Below are 22,459 nucleotides of genomic sequence, written 5' to 3' on the forward strand. Positions count from 1 at the left end.
CGCGCATAGCGCCTGCTCCGATTTGTCATGAGCCCGTCACTTGGTCGCCATGTGCGGGTCGCCGCCCCCCACCCGGCAAGGAGTGCCCGATGTCCCCACAGCGGTCCCCCCGTTCCCCCCACCGAAGACTCCGCTCCGCCACCGCCCTGCTGGCGGTCCTCGGCGGCCTCGGCGCCTCTGCCCTGACCGGCCCCGCGCAGGCGGCCGGGGAGCGGGCCGCGGCCGACAGGACGCGCACCGTCGCCTACCACGGCTACCGGATCGACGTCCCCGCCGACTGGCGGGTGGTCGACCTGACCGAGAACCCCCGTGCCTGCGTGCGCTTCGACCGCCCCGCCGTCTACCTGGGCACGCCCGGCGAGGAGAACGACTGCCCGGCCCACCTCGTCGGCCGCACCGCCGGCATCGTCGTGGAGCCGATCACCGCCCGCTCCGCGGCGCAGGTCACCGCCGCCACCGCCCGGGCTCAGCGCGGCAGGGCCACCGCGCCGTCGGCCGTGTCCAGCGGCGACGCCGTCCGGATCGCCGTGGAGGACGCCGGCGTCCTGGTCACCGCGGCGCACAACCCGGACACCGAGGACCAGGTGCGCGAGGTCCTCGCCACCGCCGGGCTGACGGCCGGCGCCGAGCGCACCGAACTCCCGCGCGGCGCGGGGCGGCCGGGCACGGTGGCGCCGCTGGCGGCGGCCGGCCCGCAGCCGGGCACCTACCTGGGCAAGGGCTTCGACGCCTGCACCGCCCCCTCCACGGCCGCGATGAACGCCTGGCAGGCGAGCTCCCCCTACAGCGCCGTCGGCGTCTACATCAGCGGTTCCTTCCGCGGCTGCGCGCAGCCCAATCTGACAGCGAGCTGGGTGACCACGCAGACCGCCAACGGCTGGCGCCTGTTCCCGATCGACGTCGGGCGCCAGGCGCCGTGCACCAACTACTCGCTGAGGATGTCCGCCGACCCGGCCACCGCCAGGTCGCAGGGCGCCGGCGCCGCGGCCGCCGCGGTCACCGCCGCCTCCAACCTGGGCATCCCCGCGGGCAGCGCCATCTACAGCGACATCGAGGCGTACACCTCGACGGCCTCCTGCAAGGCCGCCGTCCTGTCGTACCTCTCCGGCTGGACCGAGCGCCTGCACGGCAGCGGCTACCTGTCGGGCTTCTACTCCAGCGCCGCCTCCGGCATCAGGGACGCGGCCTCGGAGTACGACAACCCGGCCTACACGCGCGTCGACCACCTCTTCTACGCCTGGTGGAACGGTGCCGCGGACACCGACACCGGCACCTACGTGCCGTCCACCCACTGGTCGGACCACCAGCGGATCCACCAGTACGTCGGCGAGGTCACCGAGACCTACGGCGGCTACTCGATCAACATCGACCGCGACTACCTGGACGTCGGCGCCGGCGGCACCCAGCCCGCGCCCACCTGCACCGGCGCCAACCTCAGCTTCGGGGCGTACGCCACCGTGCAGAGCGGGTCGACCGGCGAACTGGTCAAGGCCGCCCAGTGCCTGGTGACCGCGGCGGGCTTCGACGCCGGCACCCCGGACGGCGTCTTCGGCTCCGGCACCGCGACCGCGGTCCGCAACTTCCAGTCGTCCAAGGGGCTGACCGCCGACGGCGTGGTCGGTCCCAGGACCTGGACGGCGCTGCTCGCCCGTGGCGCCACCCCCACCGTGCAGAGCGGTTCGACGGGCGAGGCGGTCACCCGGGTGCAGCGCGCCCTGACCGCGGCGCTCGGCCGGACGGTGGCCGTCGACGGCGTCTTCGGCCCGGGCACCGCCCAGGCGGTCCGCGACTACCAGTCCTCGCGCGGGCTGGCCGTCGACGGCGTCGTCGGGGCCGGCACCTGGGGCGCCCTCCAGGCGGGGCGGTGACCTGGACCGTGAAGCGACTCCGTCACCTCACCGCCCTGTTCGCCGCGCTCGCCGGGCTGCTCCTCGGCTCCGGCGTCCCGGCCCAGGCCTTCGCCCAGGCCGCGTTCCCCCTCTCCGCCAACGGCAGCCGGGGCACCGACGTCGTCGCCCTCCAGCACCTGCTCGTGGCGCACGGCCGTCCGGTGGCCACGGACGGCGTCTTCGGCTCGGGCACCCACAGCGCGGTCGTGGCGTTCCAGCAGTCCGAGGGTCTGGGCGCGGACGGCATCGTCGGCCCCGCCACCTGGGGCGCGCTGGTGCCCACCGTCCGGGAGGGCGACGACGGCCCCGCCGTGAAGGCCCTGCAGTCCCAGCTCAACGCCAAGCGCGGCGCCGGCCTGACCGTGGACGGCGACTTCGGCCCGGCCACCACCTCCGCGGTGCGCGCCTTCCAGTCGCACGCCGGCATCGGCGTGGACGGGGTGGCCGGACCCGCCACCTGGAAGAACCTGCTCTGGCACTACGAGAGGATCGACTTCGGCCCGGGCACGATGTGCGCGCAGAGCCCCGACGGCAACGCCAACGCCCACTGGGCGACCGCGGGGGCCGTCGGGCAACTGGAGGCCGCGGCGGCCGCGTTCGCCACGACCGGCAACGGCAGGCTCCCGGTCGGCGACGCGGGCTTCGAGCACGGCGGGGACATCCCCGGTCACGCCAGCCACGAGGTCGGCGTGGACGTCGACGTGTGGCCGATCCGCACCGACTCCGCCCAGTGCACGGCCGGCCGCATCACCTGGCAGTCCTCCGCCTACGACCGGGCGGCCACCCGCCGCCTGGTCCAGGAGATCCGCGCCAAGGCCCCCGGCCGGGTCGAGCTCGTCTTCTTCAACGACCCCCAGCTGATCGCGGAGGGCCTGACGACGAGTTACCCGAACCACGACAACCACCTGCACATCCGGTACAGGTAACTCCGCGGTAAGGACCCGAGGCTTCGGCCTCGGGTCCCATATCGCCACTCCGGCGCTGCGGCGCCGAGTCGGGCACTTTCTCCCCCGGCAACCCGATCACTCGATCAACACACCGCCGGGCGCAGGCGGGGAAACGCTCATGGCGCTCTACAACTGCCTGGCCACGCGGCCACCGAACACCGCCACGTAATCTTGCCTCCAGGCTAGAACCACAACGAGTGGCGTGGCTCGGAAACAACAACTCGTCAGCAGATCCCCGACGCTCCTGGGGGCGGCGAGAGATCAGCCGCACGGGCACGGAAAGACCGCCCGACTCGGGCAGGGGGAATGGAATGAGGGAACCAGCAGCTTCCAACGGCGGGACCGGTCCGTCCCCGATCAGGGTGTCGCCTGGCGACGACCGGCTCCGGCTGCGCTACATCCCATGGGGGGACCTGGCCAGAGCGGATGTTCAGCAATCGCTCGGCCACGTGGACAACCTTTTCTACGACGATCCGGAGTGCCTACCCCGGCTTCCCGTGCCTGCGGCGCGGAGGCGGCTCGCCCCGCGAACGGACGGCGGGGTCTCCCGGAGTGTGCTGCCGACCGGCGTTTATGTCTTTGAGACGCGCACCGGCAACCGGACGGCCGTGGGATTCGCCCTGAATGACGGAGACGCCCCTGTCCCGGCCCAGCTGAAGCGCCTACGCGACATAGACGACGGGCATCTGCTCCACCGCGCCCTCCTGCAGTACGAGGCCTGGTGCGACGCCCTGCAGAAGGACGTCGCACCCGCGTTCGCTGTCGGAGATCTCGTCCGTCTCTCCGGGGACGTCTTCACCGTGGCCGGGACCAGGCTGATGCGGGACGGCAGCGTCCAGTACACGCTGCACGGTGCCGGGGGCCGCCTCATGGCCTTCGAGGAGGATCTCGAGCTGCTCCCGCCCAGCACTCAAGACCCTCAGGACTGGATCCGCCGGCCGCCCGCCACCGCCGACCGGACCGCGCTCGCGCTCACCCTGGCCAAGCTGAGCACCCCACTTACGGACATCGTCTACTCGTACCAGTCCAGCCGTACCGTGTTCCGGCCCTACCAGTTCCGGCCCGTGCTCAAGCTGATGAACTCGGACCGCCAGCGCCTGCTGATCGCGGACGAGGTCGGTCTCGGCAAGACCATTGAGGCCGGTCTCATCTGGAACGAGCTTGAGCAGCGCACGCATCTCCGGCGTGACTTCGGTCGACGCGGGGGCACGCACTTCCGGGGTCTCGTCGTGTGTCCCGCGGCGCTCGTCACCAAGTGGCAGGCCGAGATGCGGGAGCGTTTCGACCGACGGCTGGAGGTGCTCGACAGGGAGGGCATGGCCAAGCTGGTGGAGATGTTCCGCGACGGGGACCGCAACGAGCCGTTCGCCGGCGTGGTGTCCCTGGAGCGGCTCCGCCGGGAGGGCCAGCTCACCGAGCTCGCCGAGCTGGCGCCCCGGTTCGATCTCGTCATCGTCGACGAGGCTCACTACCTGCGCAACGCGAGCAGTCGCAGCCACGCCGCGGCCGCCCTACTGGCCGACTGGGCCGACGCGCTGATCTTCCTGTCCGCCACCCCGCTGAACCTCGGCAACCAGGACCTGTACAACCTTGTCCGCCTGCTCGACGAGTCGTCGTTCCCCGACCCCAAGGTTTTCGAACGCCAGCTGGAGCCCAACCGCCACCTGAACGCACTCGCCGTGAGCCTCGCCAGGGGCGCCGCGAACGTCAAGGGCGGCCCACGGCCTCTGCTGTCCCATCTCAAGCGTGTCCGAAGCTCCTCCTTCGGTATACTGACCGCACAGCGGCCCGAGTTCCAGCGCCTCCAGGAGCTGTTGAACACAGATGCGCCGATGTCCCCGCAACGGCTCGCCGAGGCCCGGCGATGCATCGGGGAGCTCAATGCCCTCGCCGGCATCGTGAACCGTACTCGCAAAGTCGACACACCCGACCGCAAGGCGTTGCGCCAGGCCGAGGACGTCAAGGTCGTGTGGACGCCCGAAGAACGCGCCTTCTACGACGGCCTGCGCGCGTGGTGTCTACGGCGCGCCTCCCGTAGCGGTACGGCCGCCGGGTTCGCCGCACAGATGTGGCTGCGGCAGGCGGCCAGCTGCATCCCCGCCATGCAGCAGCGCCTGCGGGAGCGCTTCGCACCCCGGACCGCCGATGATGAAGCCGTGGAGGAGCTGCTCTACGAGTCGGAGGCCACGGATGATGTCGAGAGCCCGGTGAACGGCGACGCCTCGGCGGCGGAGTCCTCGCCCGAGACGCTCGCCCACGAGCTGACCGAGCAGGCCGAGGATCTGTCGAGACTCCGTGCCCTGCTCCGGGAGCTCCCCGTGGACTCCAAGTTCGAGCGATTCGCGCAGATGCTCCGCGACGCCCGCGCCAGGGGCATGCGCCAGGCGATGGTCTTCTCGTTCTTCACCCGCACCCTGGAGTACCTGCAGGAGCGTCTCGCCCCGGAGTTCAAGGTCCGAGTGATGCATGGAAAGGTCGATCCGCAGGAGCGGATCCGCATCATGAAGGACTTCCGGGCCGGCGCGTTCGACCTCCTGCTGGTGAGCGAAGTGGGCAGCGAAGGCCTCGACTTCGAGTTCTGCAACGTTCTGGTCAACTACGACCTGCCCTGGAACCCGATGCGGGTTGAACAGCGCATCGGCCGCCTGGACCGGTTCGGCCAGAAGCACGAGAAGATCTTCATCTTCAACATGCAGGTGCCCGGCACCATCGAGACCGACATCTTCCAGCGCCTCTACACGCGCATCGGGGTTTTCCAGGACTCCATCGGAGAGCTCGAGCCCATCCTGCGCGGACGGCTCAAGGAACTGCATCGCATCGTTCTCGATCCCCGTCTCACGCAGGACGAGCGGCGTCGCCAGGTCGACCGGATTCAAGTCGCCCGGGTGGACCGGGAGAAGGACCTGGAGACCCTGAGCGAGGCCCACGAGCTTCTCACCGGTCTCGACGGCCTCCTCATCGAGGGCTTCGACGAGAACAGTCCGGGAAAGGGCCGCTACCTGGGCCCGGAGGAGATCCGCGGCCTCGTCGAGAGCTTCCTGACGGACAGCGGGCAGGGCACTCTGTGCGATGTCGCCGACGAGAACGACCTGGTGGACATCACCGGCAGCAAGCAGCTGCTGAAGACGATGTACGCGGCGATGGACTCCGGTGCCTTCGCCATGCCCCGCGACGGCCTGCTCGCCCGGCTCAACGAGGGCGTCCCGCTGCGCGCCTGCTTCACCGCGAGCACTTCGTCGAGGAACGCCGTTCCGCTGCTCAGCGTCCGCCATCCCCTGGTCCGCACCGCGCAATGGTGGTACGACAATCATCCGGACCGGCTGTTCCGTTTCGGGCGGGTGCGCCTGCCGGGGCTGCCTCCCGGATCCCGCTACCTGGTCGAGGTTCGGCTGGCCCGGGCGGATGGCGCCCGTACCCGGCGCGAGCTGTGGACCACCGCGGTGGACATCCGGACAAGGCAAGAGGTCCCGGAGGTCGGCACCGCGCTGCTCACCTCACTCGCCCGGGGCGAGCTCCTGCCCGCGGAGGGGCCGCTGCCGAGCGACATCAACAGGCTGCTCGTCGACGCGTTGGATGAGGTAGAGGCTCAGGCGGGCATGCAGCAGCGCGCGACCAAGCAGCTCTACGAGGCGGAGAACACCCGGATCGCCGCAGGGCGGCGTGCGACCGTGCAGAACACGTTCGAGATCAAAATCGCCACTGCGCGGCGCCTCGCCCACGAGGTGAACCACGCTTCGATCAGGCGACTTCACGCGGCCCGGGTGGCCCAGCTGGAGACCAGGCGGGAAGCGGTCCTCGCGCAGCACGAGCGCGACGCCCGCTTCAGCCTCTCCACCGAGTCGGTCGCGCTGGTGGTGGTCGAGGGGGACTGACAGGAGCCCGCCGGTGGCCATGGGCGCTCCATGACCACCGGCGGCGCCACACGCTACTGCCAGGGATGCGAGTACTCGTCCGTAAAGCTCCTCGGCTGCGGCACCTTTCCGCCGGCCCCCATGCGCGTCAGGCTGATCGCGCCCTGTTCGCCCGCCCGCAGCACAGGCCAGGCGTCGACCCTGAAGGTCATCGGCCGGGGGGTGGCGTCCTGGACGACAATCTCGCCGTTGAGCCGCAGCGAGAACGAGAACCGGGTGCTCGGGTGGAGCTCCACAGGCAGGTGGGGCACGGTGCGGCCCTCCACGGAGAAGTCCATCGGCTCTCCGTCCACCGCCAGGGCCCGGATCCGCGCCCTGGTGACCCACTCGACGTCCGGTGTCCCCCTCCAGTGGTGGGCCAGGTGCCGCTCGCGGCGCATCACCTGGTCCCAGGTGTAGAGCGGTTCGAAGGCAGGGTAGAGCAGCTCGCGGTGCGGGCGTCCGTGGGTGTCCTCCCACTCCAGCACCAGGTCGAAACCGGGTCTGGGAAGATTGAGCCGGTGGTAGTTGTCGACCACCAGCCCCGTCACCACCGACTGCTCGGGCGACTCGAGCGATCTGTCGAACTCCACCCTGGCCCCGGGGAACCTCTCTTCGAAGGCCTCTCGCACCAGCGGCACCTGGGACATGCCCCCGGCGAGCAGCACGTGATCCACGTCGGCCGCCAGTTCCTGGATGGGCATGCGAGCCAGGCGCTCGATGTCGGGCGTCGTGCGCCTGCGCAGACGCGCCTCGCACAGGGCGGCCCTGACGTGTTCCAGGGCCTCCGTGAGTTGGGGCCAGAACGCTGCCTCCAACCGATCCCGTGTGTAGGTGAGCAACGGCAGATCGGTGTACCCGCCGCCGACCGGCACCGCCTGCTCGTCGTAGCGGGTGTCCGAGAGCAACACCTTGAGCCGCCGGGCGGCGGCCACGAGCAGCGACCTGAGGGTGGCGGGGTCTCCCGTGCGGTCCACCTCGACGCCCATGGCCTCCAGATCCTTCTCCAGGTCTTGGGCGATCCGACGGTCCAGCGTGTCGCCGGCCCTGGCCACACCGCGGGCGGAGAGGACGGTGAGCTCGGGGGCACCGTCCTCGAGCGACTCGGCGACCTCGACAACGGCGATATCGAGGGTTCCTCCGCCGTAATCGAAGACGAGGGTGGTTCCGTCGGGCCGGTCCTCGCCAAGGTCGTAGTAGAGCCCGTCCGACCAGGCGAGGCCGGCGGCCACCGGCTCGTCGACGATGTCCCCCACGGCGACCGGGATTCCCGCCGATCTGGCGATGGTGGCCAACCGCCTGCGTCGCGGTCCGTCCCAGATGGCGGGGCAGGCGAGCCGGAAGACAGCGTTCTCGGTGTCCGCCTCGACGGCTCGGGCCCGCAGCAGCACGTGCTTCAGCAACTGCTCGATCAGGGAGTCCGCCGTATGCCGCAAGGAACGCGCCGCTCCCGAGGGCCGGAACGCGGCGGGCTCCATGCCCAGGGTGATGCACTGCTTCACCGACCGCAGCGCGGTCGCCCCCGCCGCCGCCTCCGCCCCTTCGCCGAACAACAGTTCGCCGGAGCCGGAAGCGGCGATCACGCTGGGCATCCAGGCGGTGCCGTGACCGATCGGAACAATCTCCGGCACGCCACCGGGCAGCCGCTGGCTCACGAGCGTGGTGGCGGTTCCGAAGTCGATACCGATCAAGGGCTTGTCGTGCTGCACCGATGTCCTCCATGGACCCGAGCTGCCGGGACTCACCGACAGCACCGAACAACGTTCTTCTTCACTGCTTCACCCGGCGGACCAAGGCGTGTTCGAGGACGACAGGCTCAGGCTCCCGAGGCCCCTGCCATACGAAGCCGGGTCGCTCCACCACCACCCGTGTCGCAGGTCCGCCGGGGGCACGGTGCCTCACTTGGTCGTACTCCGTTTCCTCTCCGGGGACTCCGAAGTCAAGAACCCCCGCCGCCGCCGCTCGCGCCAGCGCCCTGCGGTACAAAGCCGTGGCCGGCCCCGTTTCCCCGCCTTCGTGCGCTGCCTGGTCCGCCACCTCGGCAAGCACCCCGGCCAGCACGCGCAGCGTGTCGATCCGGGCCTGCCGCAACTGCGCCTGGGAGGCTCCGCGCGCGGTCTGCCGGGCCTGGCGCAGCTCGTCGTCGCGACGCCGCACCTGAGTGGTCAGCCTTTCGACACGCTGAGCTTCTTCCTCCAGGGCCCGCTGGACCGATTCCCACTTGGCCTCAGCGGCGCGCGCCCGTTCTTCCGCCTCCTCCTGCCGATTCTTCTCCTCCTCCACACGGAGCCGCAGCCGATCCGCCACCGCTTCCGCCTCGGAGAGCGCGACTGCAGCAGCACGTCCCTGCCGCTCGAGTTCGGCCCGAGCCGACTCGGCGTTCTTCCGCTCCTCCTCCAGCAAGCGAGTCAGGGCCTCGACCTCGGCCTGAGCACTCCACTCCGGCTGTGGAGTCGACGGAACGGTGTCGGAGGTTTCCGGTGCATCCGGGGTGTCAGGCGTGTCAAGGGTGTCGTCCTCCACGGCTTCGGCCGCGGCTGCCGTCTCCTCGCCTGCCGGAGAGACCGAGGTGGAGGCTGCCTCCTCGACAGCGTCGGGGACCGTCTCATCCGTCTCCGGCCCGTCAGACGCATCGAGAGCATCGGGGGACACCTCCACCTCGGCTGGGACTGCGGGACCGGCGGCGGCAGCCAGGGACTCCCAGCGTCCACTCGCCACCATCGTCTGCGCCGCTTTGGCCGCACTTGCCCGGATGTCCTGAGGAACGGCCGAACAGTCGGCGACGAGTGTGATCCATTCGTGCACAGGCCCCTTCGGCAGATCCCGAAGTCGCGGATGTGCCCGTAGGAAGCAGGCCCGCGTCACCAGCTCGTCGACCAGCTCGAACCATCCGGCGTCGTCATCCTTGGGCCTTCTGAGAAGCGTGCTGCGCAGCAGTTCCTTGGCCCTGACGACGAGCGGTGCCAGCTGGTCCATCACATGTGGAGCCTTCTCCGGACCTCGTGCCGAGGACATTGCCTGCTCGAACCGGTCCATCAGGGCGCCCATACAACTCCAGGCGTCCTCCCCGATGACCGCCTTCGCCGCCCTGTCGGCCGCGCGGCTGGGTGCAGGCATGGCCACAAGCGGGACGAGGAGCGGTGTCAGGGGCAGAGCACCGGGGATGTCCGTATCCTTTTTCGCAGGCCTTCCGGCATGAGTGCCCGGGAGAACCACACGCCGCCTGGCCCGTGCCACCTCCGTTATGTGGGTGACGGCCAGCGCACGGACCTCCTCCGCGATTTGCTCGGGATGCGGCTCCGCCCACTCCCTCGGCCACTCCGCTACGGGAAAATCAAGAGAGTGCGCAGCAAGCAATTCGTACGGGGACAGCTTGTAGAGGCTGCCGGTCACGATGCGCCGCAGCGACTTCCTGACCGCGGGATCCACTTCGCCGGTATGGTTCGCCAGCTGCCGGAGGGCCTCGGAAACGGACAGCTCATGGCTCAGATCGTGAGGTGAGCTGCCGACGTCGCTCCAGCGGAGACGCCCTTGGCTCCGCGACCGGCTGACATGAGGATGCGTCAAAAGCAACTCTCGCACTTCCCCCCAGCGCCCATCTTCCACCTGCTCACCCAGGCCCAGTTCCTTCGCATGCCTCCGGAGCATGGTGATAGAGGCGGGCTCCCCCATTTCGCGGAGCATCTGAACGAGCACTCCGACGGGGTTCTCCCGGAAGTCCTCCTGGAGAGCGGCGAGACCGGTGGCCGCCCGGAACCGAATCGACCCCGGTACGAGCAACCTCACCCTCTCCGGCAACGGCAGGGAAAGTTGTTCTGTCTCACCCCCCTCCCACTCGACGACCACTGCGGTCCCGTCATGTTCCCGCACGGTGCCCGTGCGGCCTATGGCCAGGTCTTCGTATTGCTCAACCAGAGATCCAATTTCCACAAACGAGACCTTATCCGGACGCACCATGAGGTGAAGTCGGCCTTGGCCGGAAGCGGTGGGCTACCGTAGTCGGCGGTTGTCAGGGCTACTTGGCCAGCGACCAACGCAGCACCGGGCTGTCCTGCGGTGCGTAGAGGGCCTTCGAAGGCCACTGGTCTCCCGACACGGGGAAGACGATATTCCCGGGGAACAGTCACCGGTCATCACAGGCGCATCCACGACGTACTCCGGCTTGGGGAAGTCGTCGTACGAGACACTGCTGGGCCCGACCCAGGTCGCGTCGTCCTGGGAGAGCGACCAAGGAAAGAGGGAGGTCGTGAACTCCTCCTCGGTGACGCACACCCTGACTTCAAGCGCGGCCCACATGTAATCCCTCGCACCGACCTCTTCCGCCGCCGACACCCTGGTCTGCACCGGCTGCCGGTACGACGGAACAGTCGCGGTCCCCGCCGTCGCCGCACACTGCTCGTCGCCCTCACGGCTGAACTTTTGCACTATCTTCATCGGCACCGCCCCCGCCGGGGCTCACAAGGCGGCACGGAATCTGTGAGTCGGACAACTCCTCACCAAGCTGCTCGAGGGACCGTCTCCCGTCGGTCTGGCCGCACCTGCCGACGCTGCGGTCCCCAGGCCGGTGACTGCTCCGACCCCTGCGACTGCCACGGACGGAGGACATGCCAAACCTGGACCGGTTGCTGGCGATCCTACGCCGCGAGGGCTTCATCGAGCCCGAGATGGACAGCGAGGTCACGAAGCTGAAACCTCGGGCTCCGCACGGCCGTGATCCTGTCATCGGCGTACGTCCGGTGACAGGATCACGGCCGTACGGAGCTCGAGGACAGGAAAGAACGCCATGCCCGCCTACGCCATCGCGCACCTGAGGGAAGCGCCCCCGCACCCGGAGATCGCCGAGTACATCGAGCGCATACCGGCCACCTTCGAGCCCTACGGCGGACGCTTCCTCGTGCACGCCGCGCAGCACGAGGTGAAGGAGGGGAGCTGGCCCGGGCACGTGGTGGTGCTCGGCTTCCCCGGGATCGAGGAGGCGCGGGCCTGGTGGGACTCCCCCGCCTACCGGGAGATCGCCCCGCTGCGCTCGCGGCACGTCCCCGGTGACATCGTCCTCGTCGAGGGCGTGCCCGAGGGGTACGACCCGTCCGCCACCGCCAGGGCGATGCGGGACGCGGCGGCCGGCGTCTGATCCACCCGGCCGCGCGTCCGCCGAGGCCCGCCGCCCGGAAGGGGGCGGCGGGCCGCGGCGCGCCGGGGGCCGGACCTCAGCGGGAGGCGGCCAGGGTGCGCGCGGCGCTCACCAGGGCCGCCGAGGCCAGGGCTCGTCTGCCCTCGGAGGCCGTCCTCTCCGCCAGACCGGCGAACCGCTCGAGCGCCTTGGCGGCCTGCTTCGGGCGTTCCGCCTGCCGGAGCTGGGCCTCGAGCCGCCGGACCTCGCCCGCGGTCAGGACGCCCTGCTCGGCGTAGCCGTCCAGCAGGGCGCCCAGGGAGGCCGTGGAGACGGCCAGGCCGGCGGTGGTCAGCCGGACCGTCGTCGTGGCGGTGGCCGTCGGGTCGGACTCGCTGGTGGCGGTGATGGTCACCGTCGCCCGGGGCGACGCGCCCGCGGAGGCGGTGGCGTGGGCGGTGACGGGCAGGGTCCCGCCCGCGGGCACGGCCTGCACCTCGTAGGGGAGGCCGACCTTCCAGCCGTCGCCCTCCACGGTGGCCTCGAGCCGGTAGACGTCCGAGCCGTGCACGCCCGGTCCTGCCCCTCCGGTGTTGGCCAGCCCGGCGCCGATCAGCGCGGTGGACCCGCCGACGGGGATGCCGGCCGCCCGGCCCAGGGCGACGCCCCGCCGCTGCGGGCCCGCGGCGTCCAGGGCGCGCACGGCGACCCGGTAGGTCAGCGCGCCCTCGGCGTCACGCCACACGTCCAGCACGTAGAAGTGCAGGCCGTTGGGCTCGTCGATCCACTCGTACTCCGAGCCGGAGCCGGTGCCGGCGTGGAAGGTGGCGTCGTCGAGCTGGCGGGGGTCGCCGCGCACCACCATGACGTTCTCGCCCGTGGGGCCCTTGTAGTCGACGCGGTCGATGTTCTGCGGGTTGGCGTCGACCAGCCACTCGCGGGGCGAGCCCTGGGTGCGGTTCTGGGACAGCAGGACGCCGTGGCCGGCGGTGAAGGAGTCGTTGCCGACCCGGTCGACGACCTCCATGGTGTAGTCCTGCCAGTTGGCGCCCTTGGGGCACCAGAAGCGGGTGTCGGCCTCTCCTGCGCGGGCCATCCGGTCCTCGCAGGCCCCCAGCCGGAAGCCGTCGACGTCGACGTCGAGGGCTACCTTCTGGCCCTCGCCGGGCACGTACTCGCGGGCGCGCAGGGTGGCCACGGCGACGCCGTCGTCGCGGAGGGCCGCCTTGGTGAGCTGGACGGTCTCCTCCTCGCCGAGGATGCCCAGCGCCTGCTTGTAGTGGACCATGTGGTGCGGGCCGAGGGCGGAACCGCCCTGATTGGGCACCTGCCAGCGGTTGTGCGTGCCGCCGGGGCCGTTGAAGGTGCCGCGCGACATCATCTCCCAGTAGCCGGTGAAGTTGCGGGTGTCGTCGGCGAAGGGGTTGTTGTAGTTGTCCGGCAGGTTGCGCAGGTGGCTGAACTCGTGTGCGAACACGCTGAGTCCGGAGCTCTCCGCCTGGGTGGAGATGCCTCCGCCCGCGTTCGGCCAGTGGTTGGCCGCGGCCCGCCAGCTCGTCCACTCGACGTAGCGGGTCTTCGCCCAGTTGGTCATCGGCCGGCCGAGCTGGTTGAGGACGGGGTCGCCGTTCTCGTCGCGGGGCGGCCCGAGTCCGGCGGGGACGTCCTCCTTGCTCGCGTACTTCTGGCGGCCGAACTCCTCCCAGGTGGAGGACTCGTCGTGGCCGGCGGTGACGATGAAGATGTTGTCGAAGCCGCAGAAGTCGTCGGTGGTGCAGCCGATGGCGTCGCGCCACAGCCGCGTGGTGTCCGCGCGCAGGTCCTTGCCGCAGGTGTCGCCCATCGGGCAGAACTGGGCGACCGGGCCGTTCATCTGGTTGTTGATGCCGTACTCGTGCAGCTTGCCGGGCAGCGTGTAGGTGCCGAAGACCTCGGCGTCCACCCCGATCTTCCCGAAGGAGTCCTCCATCCAGTAGGAGTGGAGGGTCTGGTGGCCGTTGTACTCGTTCGGGACGGTGTAGTAGTCCTGGTACCAGTCGCGGACCCGGTCCTTTGGGACCGGCTCGAAGTCCTCGCCGTAGGGGTTGCCGAAGGGGTGGCTGCCCGGTTCCTGGGTGATCAGCATCGGTTGGTCGGTGAAGTCCACCAGCAGCACGGCGGTGCGGTACTGCACCTCCGAGCCCTGGGAGGTGGCGGCCGAGGCCCATTCGTCGGGGCGCACGTCCACGTAGTCGTCCCAGGTCATCTCCGCCTGGTCGGTCCACCGCTGGGGGTCGACGGCGACGACCGGGCCGGCCGCCGTGGGCGCGGCGGCGACGGGTGACTGCAGGGTGGCGGTGGCGGCGAGGGTGATGCCGGCGACGGCCGGGGCGAGCCAGGCGGCGCGCCGGGCCGCGCGGCCGCGTATGCGGGGTGAGCTGTTCGGTTCCGTGTTCCGGTCACGTCGTCTCACGAAGCGATGTCTCCTTGACGGTGCCCAGGGCGGCCCGGTCGGGACGCGCCCGTCCGGGACCCTAGCGACGCCCGGGGCCGGGCATCACCCCTGTGACCTCCGCTCGGACAAGTTGACGTGATGTCACCGGTGATCACTTCGCGGCCGTCCCGCACGGCGGCCCGCGGCGCGGACCTGTCCGGTCATGAGGGCCGGTCATGAGGGCCGGGCCCTGGAGACGACGGCGGCCTCCGCGACCGGACAGGTCGCGGAGGCCGTCGGTACCGGTGGCCCCTACGCGCTCGCCAGCGAGAGCTTGGCCGCGAAGCCGAGGAAGAGCGCGCCCGCCGCGGAGGAGGCGCCGGCCGAGAGCCGGCGGCGGCGCCGGAAGGCGGCGGCGAGCCGGGTGCCGCCGAAGATCAGCGCGCTCAGATACAGGACGCTGCCGATCTGGGCGAAGGCCCCGAGGACCAGGAAGGACAGCGCCGGGTAGGCGTAGGCCGGGTCCACGAACTGCACGAAGAAGGAGACGAAGAAGAGGATCGCCTTGGGGTTGAGGAGGCTCACCACGAAGGCCCGCCGGAAGGGCCGCTCCCCCCGTGCCTCCTTGCCGTCCGGCTCCCCCGCCGAGGCCGCCGCCTCCATCGCGCCGTCCGGCTCGTGCCGGGTGCGCCACATCTCCAGGCCGGAGCGCAGCATGCCGATCGCGACCCACGCCAGGTAGGCCGCGCCCACGTACTTCACGATCCCGAACAGCATGGCGTTGGTCTGGAACAGGGAGGCCACGCCCGCCGCCGACAGCGTCATCAGCACCGTGTCCCCGCAGAACACCCCGGCCGCTCCGGCGTATCCGGCGCGTACGCCGCGCCGGGCGGCGACCGAGAGCACGTAGAGGGAGTTGGGGCCGGGCAGCAGGACGATCAGCAGGACGCCCGCCAGATAGGTCGGAAGATTCACGACACCGAACGACGAGAACATGGCCGGAGTGTCACACGGATGGCCGATTCGGGCCACACTTTGCCCGCTATGCGGACGGAGCCGTTTCCCCCGGGGGGGTGCCCTCGGGGAAACGGCTCCGTGGTCCGCGCGTCGCCCTCAGGCGGTGAGCAGCGGCACGTCGAGGCGCTCGGCCAGTTCGTCCACCGTGATGCCGAAGGTCCGGGTGACCTCGACGCCCTCCGGGGTGATGTCGAAGACGGCGAGGTCGGTGTAGACGCGGTCGACGCAGCCGAGGCCGGTGAGCGGGTAGGTGCACTCGGGCACCAGCTTCGGGGAGCCGTCCTTGGCGAAGAGCGTCATCATCACGAAGACCTTCTTGGCCCCGATGGCCAGGTCCATCGCCCCGCCGACCGCGGGGATGGCGTCGGGCGCGCCCGTGTGCCAGTTGGCCAGGTCGCCGCGACCGGAGACCTGGAAGGCGCCGAGGACGCAGATGTCCAGGTGGCCGCCGCGCATCATGGCGAAGGAGTCCGCGTGGTGGAAGTAGGCGGCTCCGGGCAGCTCGGTGACCGGGACCTTGCCCGCGTTGGTGAGATCGGGGTCGATCTCGTCCTCCTCGGCGGCCGGGCCCATGTTGAGCATGCCGTTCTCGGTGTGCAGGACCACACCGGAGTCGGCGGGCAGGTGGTCGGCGACCAGGGTCGGCTGTCCGATGCCCAGGTTGACGAACGACCCCTGGGGGATGTCCCGGGCCACCAGCGCGGCCATCTCGTGCTTGCCCAGCCTGGCCGGCGGGACGCCGGCGCCGGTCGCTGTGTTCGTGGCGGTCATGCGCGCTGAGCCTCCTGCACCACACGGTCGACGTAGATGCCCGGGGTGACGACGGCCTCGGGGTCGAGGCTGCCGGTTTCGACGATCTCGCGGACCTGCGCGATCACCGTGGTGGCGGCCGTGGCCATCACCGGGCCGAAGTTGCGGGCGGTCCTGCGGTAGACCAGGTTGCCCATCCGGTCGGAGCGGTGGGCGCCGATCAGGGCGACGTCGCCCTTGATCGGGTACTCCAGGACGTAGGTGCGGCCGTCGATCTCGCGGGTCTCCTTGCCCTCGGCGAGGAGCGTGCCGGCGCCGGTGGGGCAGTAGAAGGCGCCGATGCCGGCCCCGGCCGCCCGCATCCGCTCGGCGAGGTTGCCCTGGGGCACCACCTCGAGCTCGATCCTCCCGGACCGGTAGAGGTCGTCGAACACCCAGGAGTCGGCCTGGCGCGGGAAGGAGCAGACCACCTTGCGGACCCGCCCCTTGGCCAGCAGCGCGGCGAGTCCGGTGTCGCCGTTGCCGGCGTTGTTGGAGACCACGGTGAGGTCCTTGGCGCCCTGCCGTATCAGGGCGTCGATCAGTTCGACCGGCATGCCGGCCATGCCGAAGCCCCCGACGAGCACGGTGGAACCGTCCTCGATCCCGGCCACCGCCTCGTCGGCGTGCTCGAAGAAGCGGGTGCTCATCGGGTGCCTCCGGTGACGTTCTCGAGGACCACGGCGAGCGCCTGGCCCACGCCGATGCAGATGGCCGCGACGCCCCAGCGCTCGCCCGACTCCTGCAGGCGGCGGGCGAGGGTGCCGAGGATGCGGCCGCCGGAGGCGCCCAGCGGGTGGCCGAGGGCGATGGCGCCGCCCTTGGCGTTGACGATCTCCGGGTCGATCCCCCAGGCGTCCACACAGGCCAGCGACTGCACGGCGAAGGCCTCGTTGAGCTCGACGGCGGCGACGTCGGACCAGCCGATGCCGGCGCGCGCGAGGGCCCGGTTCGCCGCCTCCACGGGGGCGAACCCGAACTCCTGCGGGTCCAGGGCGAAGACGCCGCGCCCGGCGACGCGGGCGACCGGGTCGGCACCGATGCGTCCGGCCGCCTCGCCCGAGCCGAGCAGCACCGCCGAGGCGCCGTCGCTCAGCGGGGAGGCGTTGCCGGCCGTGATGGCGCCGTCCGGGCGGAAGGAGGGCTTGAGGCCGGCGAGCTTCTCGGCCGTCGAGCCGGGGCGGATGCCCTCGTCCCGGGTGAAGGCGGTGCCCTTGCGGTCCACCACGACCGGGACCACCTGGTCGTCGTAGAAGCCCTCGTTCCAGGCGGCGTCGGCGAGGTTGTGGGAGCGGGCGGCGAACTCGTCCTGCCGCTCGCGGGAGATCGTGAAGCGCTCGGCCAGCTGCTCGTTGGCCTCGCCCAGGGAGACGGTCCACTCCTCGGGCATGCGCTCGTTGACCAGTCGCCACCCGAGGGTGGTGGAGACCGCCGTGACGTTCCCGGCGGGGAAGGCGCGGTTCGGCTTGGGCAGCACCCAGGGCGCGCGGGTCATGGACTCGACGCCGCCGGTGAGCACGATGTCCGCGTCGCCGGTCTCGATGGCGCGGGAGCCGATGATCGCGGCGTCCAGGGAGGAGCCGCAGAGCCGGTTGACCGTGGTGGCCGGGACCGAGGTGGGCAGGCCGGCCAGCAGGACGGCCATCCTGCCGACGTTGCGGTTGTCCTCACCGGCGCCGTTGGCGTTGCCCCAGACGACGTCGCCGATCTCGGCGGGGTCGAGGTCGGGCGTCCTGGCCAGGACGCCCTTCACGGCCGTCGCCGCCAGGTCGTCGGGCCGGACGTCGGCGAGGGCCCCGGAGAACTTCCCGAAGGGCGTGCGGGCTGCTGCGTACAGATAGCTCTCGGTCACCTGCTCACCGTACGAGCCGGGACTTGTTCACGTCCAAGACCCAGTGGGCATGGATTGATAAGCATAGTTTATCGGTCTCGGTAGGATGGGGCCATGGAACTGCGCCGCCTCCGTCACTTCCTCGCCCTGGCCGAGGAGTGCCACTTCGGGCGCGCGGCGGCCCGTCTGCACATCGCGCAGCCCGCCCTCTCCCAGCAGGTCAAACAGCTGGAGCGGGAACTGGGCGTCTCCCTCTTCAACCGGTCCACCCGGCACGTCGAGCTCACCGAGGCCGGCCGGCACCTGGTCGAGCACGCGCGCGCCCTGGTCGCGGAGGAGGAACGCGCCCTGGCGCACATGCGGGAGCTGGCCACCGGCCACGCGGGACGCGTCTCGGTCGGTTTCATCGGCACCGCCACCTACGACGTGCTGCCCCGGGTCGCCCGCACGGTGCGCGCCCGGCTGCCCGGGATCACCCTGGAACTGCGCGGCGAGACCCTCACCCCGCAGCTGGTGGAAGGCCTGCGCTCGGGCGCCTTCGACCTCGCCGTGCTGCGGGGCAGGGTCGACGCGGAGGACGTCCGCACGGTGCCGCTGCGCTCCGAGCCTCTGGTGGCCGTGCTGCCGTCCCACCACCGGCTGGCGGACCGGCCCAGCGTCCCGCTGGCCGATCTGGCCGGGGAGCCGTTCGTCGTCCACCCCTCGCAGGCGCGGTCCTCGATGTACGACCTGGTGATGGCGGCCTGCCGCCGGGCGGGCTTCGAACCCGGCCGGCGTCTCGAGGTCGGCGAGACCGCCACGCTGGTGGTGCTGGTGGCCGCCGGGCACGGTGTGGCCCTGGTCCCGGCCTCCGTGCAGAGCCTGCACGTCGAGGGCGTGACCTACGTGCCCCTCACCGGGCCGGAGCCGGTCGACCTGCTGCTGGCGCGCCGCGCCCGCCGCGAGTCCGCCGCGGTCGACCGGGTGGCCGCGGTGATCGAGGACTGCGCGAGCGGCTGACCCCGGGGTTGTCCGGTGGAGGCGGGGCCCAGGGCTCTGTTACGGTCCCGCTGCCGGCCGCGGGACTCCGGTGCGACTTCCGGAACCTGCCTTTGAAGCAATGATTCGCAGTTCGTACCCCCATTCCCCGGCCGGCCTTCAGCTCGGGGGTGGGGATTCGGATGGACTCGTACGCGGACCTGGTCGCCGCCGACGACGTGCTGCTCTTCGTCAACGCGGCGATCACGGCCACCGGGCAGCGCGAGTTCCACGGCTCCGCGGGCGCCCAGACCCTGTCGCTGGAGTTCCTCCACGACTACATGCTGGGCAACTACCGCGACCTGTACGCCGGGGTGCTCGCCCTCGACATCAACGACCACAACGTGGCGATCATCGTCCGGCGCCTGCTGGAGACTGCCGGCGAGGCCACCGCCCGGCAGCGCCGCGACGAGGGCCGGCTGATCGCGGCGCGGCTGGCGACGCTGCCGCCGCAGCGTGTGTACGGGCTGTTCGACGCGCTGCGCCGGGCCCGGGTGAACAACCGCCGCACCCGGGCGATCATGCGCGACTGGCTGGCCGCCCGCCCGGACCTGGCGTTCGACGCCGTGAAGTACCGCGGCGCGCTCAAGCGGGCCCTGCGCCACGCCCATCTGCTGCCGTCGGGAACGGAGTTGGGCGACTTCCTGTTCGGGCGGCCGTCCCGCCCCCACTTCACGACGCCGCTCCTGGAGACCTGGCGCCGCGCGCACCACGAGAAGGCGGCCCTGTACGACCTGCCGTACACCGTGGCCGAGCAGTTCGCGGCCCGGCACGGCGTTCCGAGGGCCGTCTTCCTGGAGCGCATCGCCCCGCGGATGACCCGGCTGGAGACCCTGCGGACCCAGGAGTCGGCCCGTCGCCACGGCGCCGACGCGGTGCGGGCGGACCTGGCGCGGATGCCGCTGACCCGGCTGGCGTCCTACGTGCTGTCGCTGCCGGTGGAGGAGCGCCTGCACCGGCGCGGGGAACTGACGGGCGCCCTGGAGTCGGCGGCCGCCCGGGTGGCCGGGCCGCTGCGGGGAAGCTGGGGCAAGGTCACCGCGGTGCTGGACGACAGCTTCTCCGCCCGCGGTTCGGGGGAGAAGCGCCGGCGGCCCCTGGCCGTGGCCCTCGCCGCCCATCACCTCCTCGCGGCCCTGGCCGACGACTACACCGGGCTGTGGACCTCCGGCCGCGGCGACGCCCTGCTGGCCTTCCCCCACGGGCCGACGCCGCTCGGCCGGCGGATCCTGGACGCGCTGGAGACCGCCCCGTCACGGCTGGTGATCGTCTCCGACGGCTGGGACAACGCGCCGCCCGGTCTGGCGGCGGAGGTGCTGCGCGTCTGGCGGACCCGGCTCGACCCAAAGCGGCGCACCGCCGTCGTCCACCTCAACCCCGTCTACGACGCGGACGGTTACGACGTGCGCAGGCTCGCCCCGTCGGTGCCGACCGCGGGCGTCCGTGACGCGGAGGACCTGCCCGCCCTGGTGGAGCTGGCCCAGTTCGCGGAGGGCCGCACCGGCCTGGCCGAGCTCACCGCCTACCTCGACGCCCGCGCGGCCCGGCTCACCGCGGGCAGACCGGCCGGAGGACGACGCGATGACAGCACCTGACCTGACCGGTCTGCGCACCCGGCCCGCCCAGGTGTGGGGCGCCGTCCGCCTGGTGCCGCTCGTGCGGGACGAGCCCGTCGGGGACCTCCGCCTGAGCGCGCGGACGTACGGCGACGCCGCCGGCCTGGTGGACCTCGGGCCGGACGGCGCCTGCTTCTCGTACGTGCCGCACGGTTTCGTCGCCACCTGGACGCGTGACGGCTCCCCGGCCGCCGCCTACGGCACCCGGCTGTCCGCCGGCCACGACTGCGCGCCCGCCGAGGTGATGCCCCTGCGCATCCACCGCCGCACGGCCCGCCGGGAGGCCAGGGAACGCCTGCGGTTCCTGCCGCTGCACCTGGCGCTGGAGGGGTATCTCGCGCTGCACTTCGGCGGCCCCGCCGTCGCCTGGGAGGAGTGGTCCCGGCGGGCCGTCCGCCGGGGCCTGTCGCCCCGCGCGGAGCAGGCGTACGCGGGAGCGCGGGTGTCCGGACTCGCGGACGCGCTGCGCGTCTTCGAGATCCATCCCGGCCAGTGCGGCCTCCTGCTGTACGTCGCCGACGCCCTGGCGGCCGCGTTCGCGGTCCCGCACCCCGACGACTACCGCGCGCTGCACCCGACACTGGTGGAGGACCTGTACGGCGAACTCGTGCACCACTACGCCGTGTTGATGCCGCCGGTGCCCGACTTCCGGGCCCGCGTCCCGGACGCCCGGATCCGCGACCTGGCCGGCCTGCGAGCGGCCGCCGCCGAACAGGAGGCGGCCTGGGCGGAGTTCCACGACAAGACGATGGCCGCCGGCCTGCTGGAGGAGTCGTACACCTGGCGGACGGTTCACCGGCTGGGGCGCTTCTCGCTCTCCCGCTTCCTTCCCGGGTTCCGTCCCCGGCGGGAGAACCACATCGGCGAGGCCATCACCGACGAGGCGGGCAGGGTCGTCTACCTGAAGACGTTCCGGCTGTCGGAGAGCCAGGTCCGCCGCGGCCACCTCCTCAGCCGTCTCGCCGACCACGACTGGCACCTGGCCCGCACCGCGGCGGCCCTCGGCGTCACGGAGGCCCAGCTGGGACTGCGGCTGGAGAACGCCGGCTTCGGCCACCTGCTCCGCCAGGACGTCCTCGACCGGTACCGGCGGCAGGAGCGCCTCGGAGCCGGGTGAGCGGGTCCGGCCGGTTCCGCGGTTCCCCTGCGCTCCGGAGCCGCGGGGACCGCGGCGCGGTCGGCCGGCGACGCCGCCGCGGACGTGCGCACCACGGCATGCCCGTGCCCCCGGGCGGCGCCCCCGGTGGCGCGGCGCGGTGTCCGCGCCGTGCCCCGGACGCCGCCCGGGTCCCCTCACTCCCCGGTGGAACGCGCGAGCGGCGCCTGGCGGGCGAAGAACGTCTTGGCCCGGGCGAGGGCCCGCGTGTCGTCGAGGACCTGTCCCGGGCCGGAGCCGTTGCCCAGCAGCACCCCGCCGTAGCGCATCTTCATGTACGCCGCGGTGTTGCCCAGCATGAGTTCCAGCGGCTGGGCGAGCGCCTCCGCCCTGTCCCCCATCGTCGTCACGCCCCACAGGGTGCGCCCGGCCATCCTGGCCCGGAAGTCCAGCCCGGGGACGTACAGCCACTTGGTCCAGTGGTCCAGGTACGCCTTGGTGGAGGAGGACACCGAGTACCAGTACAGGGGCGTGACCAGCACGATGTCGGTGGCCGCGAGCGTGGCGTCGCGGAGCAGCGCCTCGTTCCCGGCCTCCGGCTCCCCGGGCTCCGGCCACGCCCCGCCGGAGTGCCGTGCGTCGGTGAAGTCCGCCAGGGGCAGACGCGTCAGGTCGAGCCAGCGCTGCTCGGCCCCGGCGGGCAGCTGCTCCGCCGCGGCCCGCGCCAGCGTCTCGGTGTTGCCGCCCTGCCGGGCGCTGCCAAGGAGGAACAGGAACGAGCGGTTCACGGGTGACTCCCAGTCGTCGGCATCGGTCTGGGATGCCCAACTTCCTTGCACACGCG

Annotated in this window: 15 protein-coding genes; 7 read left to right on the top strand and 8 right to left on the bottom strand. The window is 71.6% G+C overall.

Annotated features, from left to right (window positions below):
* The first annotated feature begins 89 nt into the window (after positions 1–89).
* The 3 genes from A2U95_RS29670 (at position 90) to A2U95_RS29680 (ending at position 6,708) form a co-directional block, all read left to right on the top strand.
* The gene (locus A2U95_RS29670; RefSeq protein ID WP_166028700.1) at positions 90–1,868 is read left to right on the top strand and encodes a glycoside hydrolase domain-containing protein; all 1,779 of its coding nucleotides are present in this window, start codon (positions 90–92) and stop codon (positions 1,866–1,868) included.
* 8 nt (positions 1,869–1,876) lie between these two features.
* A complete protein-coding gene (locus A2U95_RS29675) occupies positions 1,877–2,815 on the top strand; it encodes a peptidoglycan-binding domain-containing protein (protein ID WP_166028702.1) in 939 nt (312 codons plus the stop codon).
* A gap of 470 nt (positions 2,816–3,285) precedes the next feature.
* Entirely contained in the window at positions 3,286–6,708 is a 3,423-nt protein-coding gene (locus tag A2U95_RS29680; RefSeq protein ID WP_166028704.1) for a helicase-related protein, read from the top strand.
* Positions 6,709–6,761: 53 nt separating this feature from the next.
* On the opposite strand, the gene A2U95_RS29685 is transcribed toward A2U95_RS29680, so the two are convergent.
* Complete coding sequence (locus A2U95_RS29685; protein WP_166028706.1) at positions 6,762–8,435, bottom strand: Hsp70 family protein; 1,674 nt, start codon at positions 8,433–8,435, stop codon at positions 6,762–6,764.
* A gap of 61 nt (positions 8,436–8,496) precedes the next feature.
* Positions 8,497–10,683: a hypothetical protein gene (locus A2U95_RS29690; RefSeq protein ID WP_166028708.1), complete on the bottom strand. Its 2,187-nt coding sequence runs from the start codon at positions 10,681–10,683 to the stop codon at positions 8,497–8,499.
* A gap of 826 nt (positions 10,684–11,509) precedes the next feature.
* Here A2U95_RS29690 and A2U95_RS29695 point away from each other — a divergent pair.
* A complete protein-coding gene (locus A2U95_RS29695) occupies positions 11,510–11,857 on the top strand; it encodes a DUF1330 domain-containing protein (protein WP_166028710.1) in 348 nt (115 codons plus the stop codon).
* A gap of 76 nt (positions 11,858–11,933) precedes the next feature.
* Here the strand turns inward: A2U95_RS29695 and A2U95_RS29700 are convergent, their stop codons facing one another.
* The 5 genes from A2U95_RS29700 to A2U95_RS29720 form a co-directional block, all read right to left on the bottom strand.
* Complete coding sequence (locus tag A2U95_RS29700; RefSeq protein WP_166028712.1) at positions 11,934–14,288, bottom strand: M6 family metalloprotease domain-containing protein; 2,355 nt, start codon at positions 14,286–14,288, stop codon at positions 11,934–11,936.
* A gap of 273 nt (positions 14,289–14,561) precedes the next feature.
* Positions 14,562–15,245, bottom strand: a complete 684-nt coding sequence (gene leuE / locus A2U95_RS29705) for a leucine efflux protein LeuE (RefSeq protein ID WP_166028714.1) — start codon at positions 15,243–15,245, stop codon at positions 14,562–14,564.
* A gap of 117 nt (positions 15,246–15,362) precedes the next feature.
* Positions 15,363–16,037, bottom strand: a complete 675-nt coding sequence (locus tag A2U95_RS29710) for a 3-oxoacid CoA-transferase subunit B (RefSeq protein WP_166028716.1) — start codon at positions 16,035–16,037, stop codon at positions 15,363–15,365.
* Positions 16,034–16,705, bottom strand: a complete 672-nt coding sequence (locus A2U95_RS29715) for a 3-oxoacid CoA-transferase subunit A (protein WP_166028717.1) — start codon at positions 16,703–16,705, stop codon at positions 16,034–16,036. The genes A2U95_RS29710 and A2U95_RS29715 overlap by 4 nt, the downstream gene beginning before the upstream one ends.
* Positions 16,702–17,907 (bottom strand): thiolase family protein, encoded by a 1,206-nt coding sequence (locus tag A2U95_RS29720; RefSeq protein ID WP_166028719.1) that lies wholly within the window; start codon positions 17,905–17,907, stop codon positions 16,702–16,704. The genes A2U95_RS29715 and A2U95_RS29720 overlap by 4 nt, the downstream gene beginning before the upstream one ends.
* Positions 17,908–18,000: 93 nt before the next feature.
* Between A2U95_RS29720 and A2U95_RS29725 the strand changes: the two genes are divergently transcribed.
* The 3 genes from A2U95_RS29725 to A2U95_RS29735 all read left to right on the top strand — a co-directional run bounded on the left by A2U95_RS29725 (position 18,001) and on the right by A2U95_RS29735 (position 21,636).
* The gene (locus A2U95_RS29725) at positions 18,001–18,885 is read left to right on the top strand and encodes a LysR substrate-binding domain-containing protein (protein ID WP_166028721.1); all 885 of its coding nucleotides are present in this window, start codon (positions 18,001–18,003) and stop codon (positions 18,883–18,885) included.
* Positions 18,886–19,046: 161 nt separating this feature from the next.
* Positions 19,047–20,498, top strand: a complete 1,452-nt coding sequence (locus tag A2U95_RS29730) for a hypothetical protein (protein ID WP_166028724.1) — start codon at positions 19,047–19,049, stop codon at positions 20,496–20,498.
* Positions 20,485–21,636 carry an ARPP-2 domain-containing protein gene (locus tag A2U95_RS29735; RefSeq protein WP_166028725.1) on the top strand — a complete coding sequence of 384 codons (1,152 nt, stop codon included), beginning with the start codon at positions 20,485–20,487 and terminating at the stop codon, positions 21,634–21,636. The genes A2U95_RS29730 and A2U95_RS29735 overlap by 14 nt, the downstream gene beginning before the upstream one ends.
* A 176-nt stretch (positions 21,637–21,812) precedes the next feature.
* Here A2U95_RS29735 and A2U95_RS29740 read toward each other — a convergent pair whose 3' ends face one another.
* Positions 21,813–22,403, bottom strand: a complete 591-nt coding sequence (locus tag A2U95_RS29740) for a flavodoxin family protein (RefSeq protein WP_166028727.1) — start codon at positions 22,401–22,403, stop codon at positions 21,813–21,815.
* Positions 22,404–22,459 lie beyond the last annotated feature (56 nt).

This window comes from Streptomyces chilikensis, assembly GCF_001642695.1.
In the GTDB taxonomy this organism is placed as follows: domain Bacteria; phylum Actinomycetota; class Actinomycetes; order Streptomycetales; family Streptomycetaceae; genus Streptomyces; species Streptomyces chilikensis.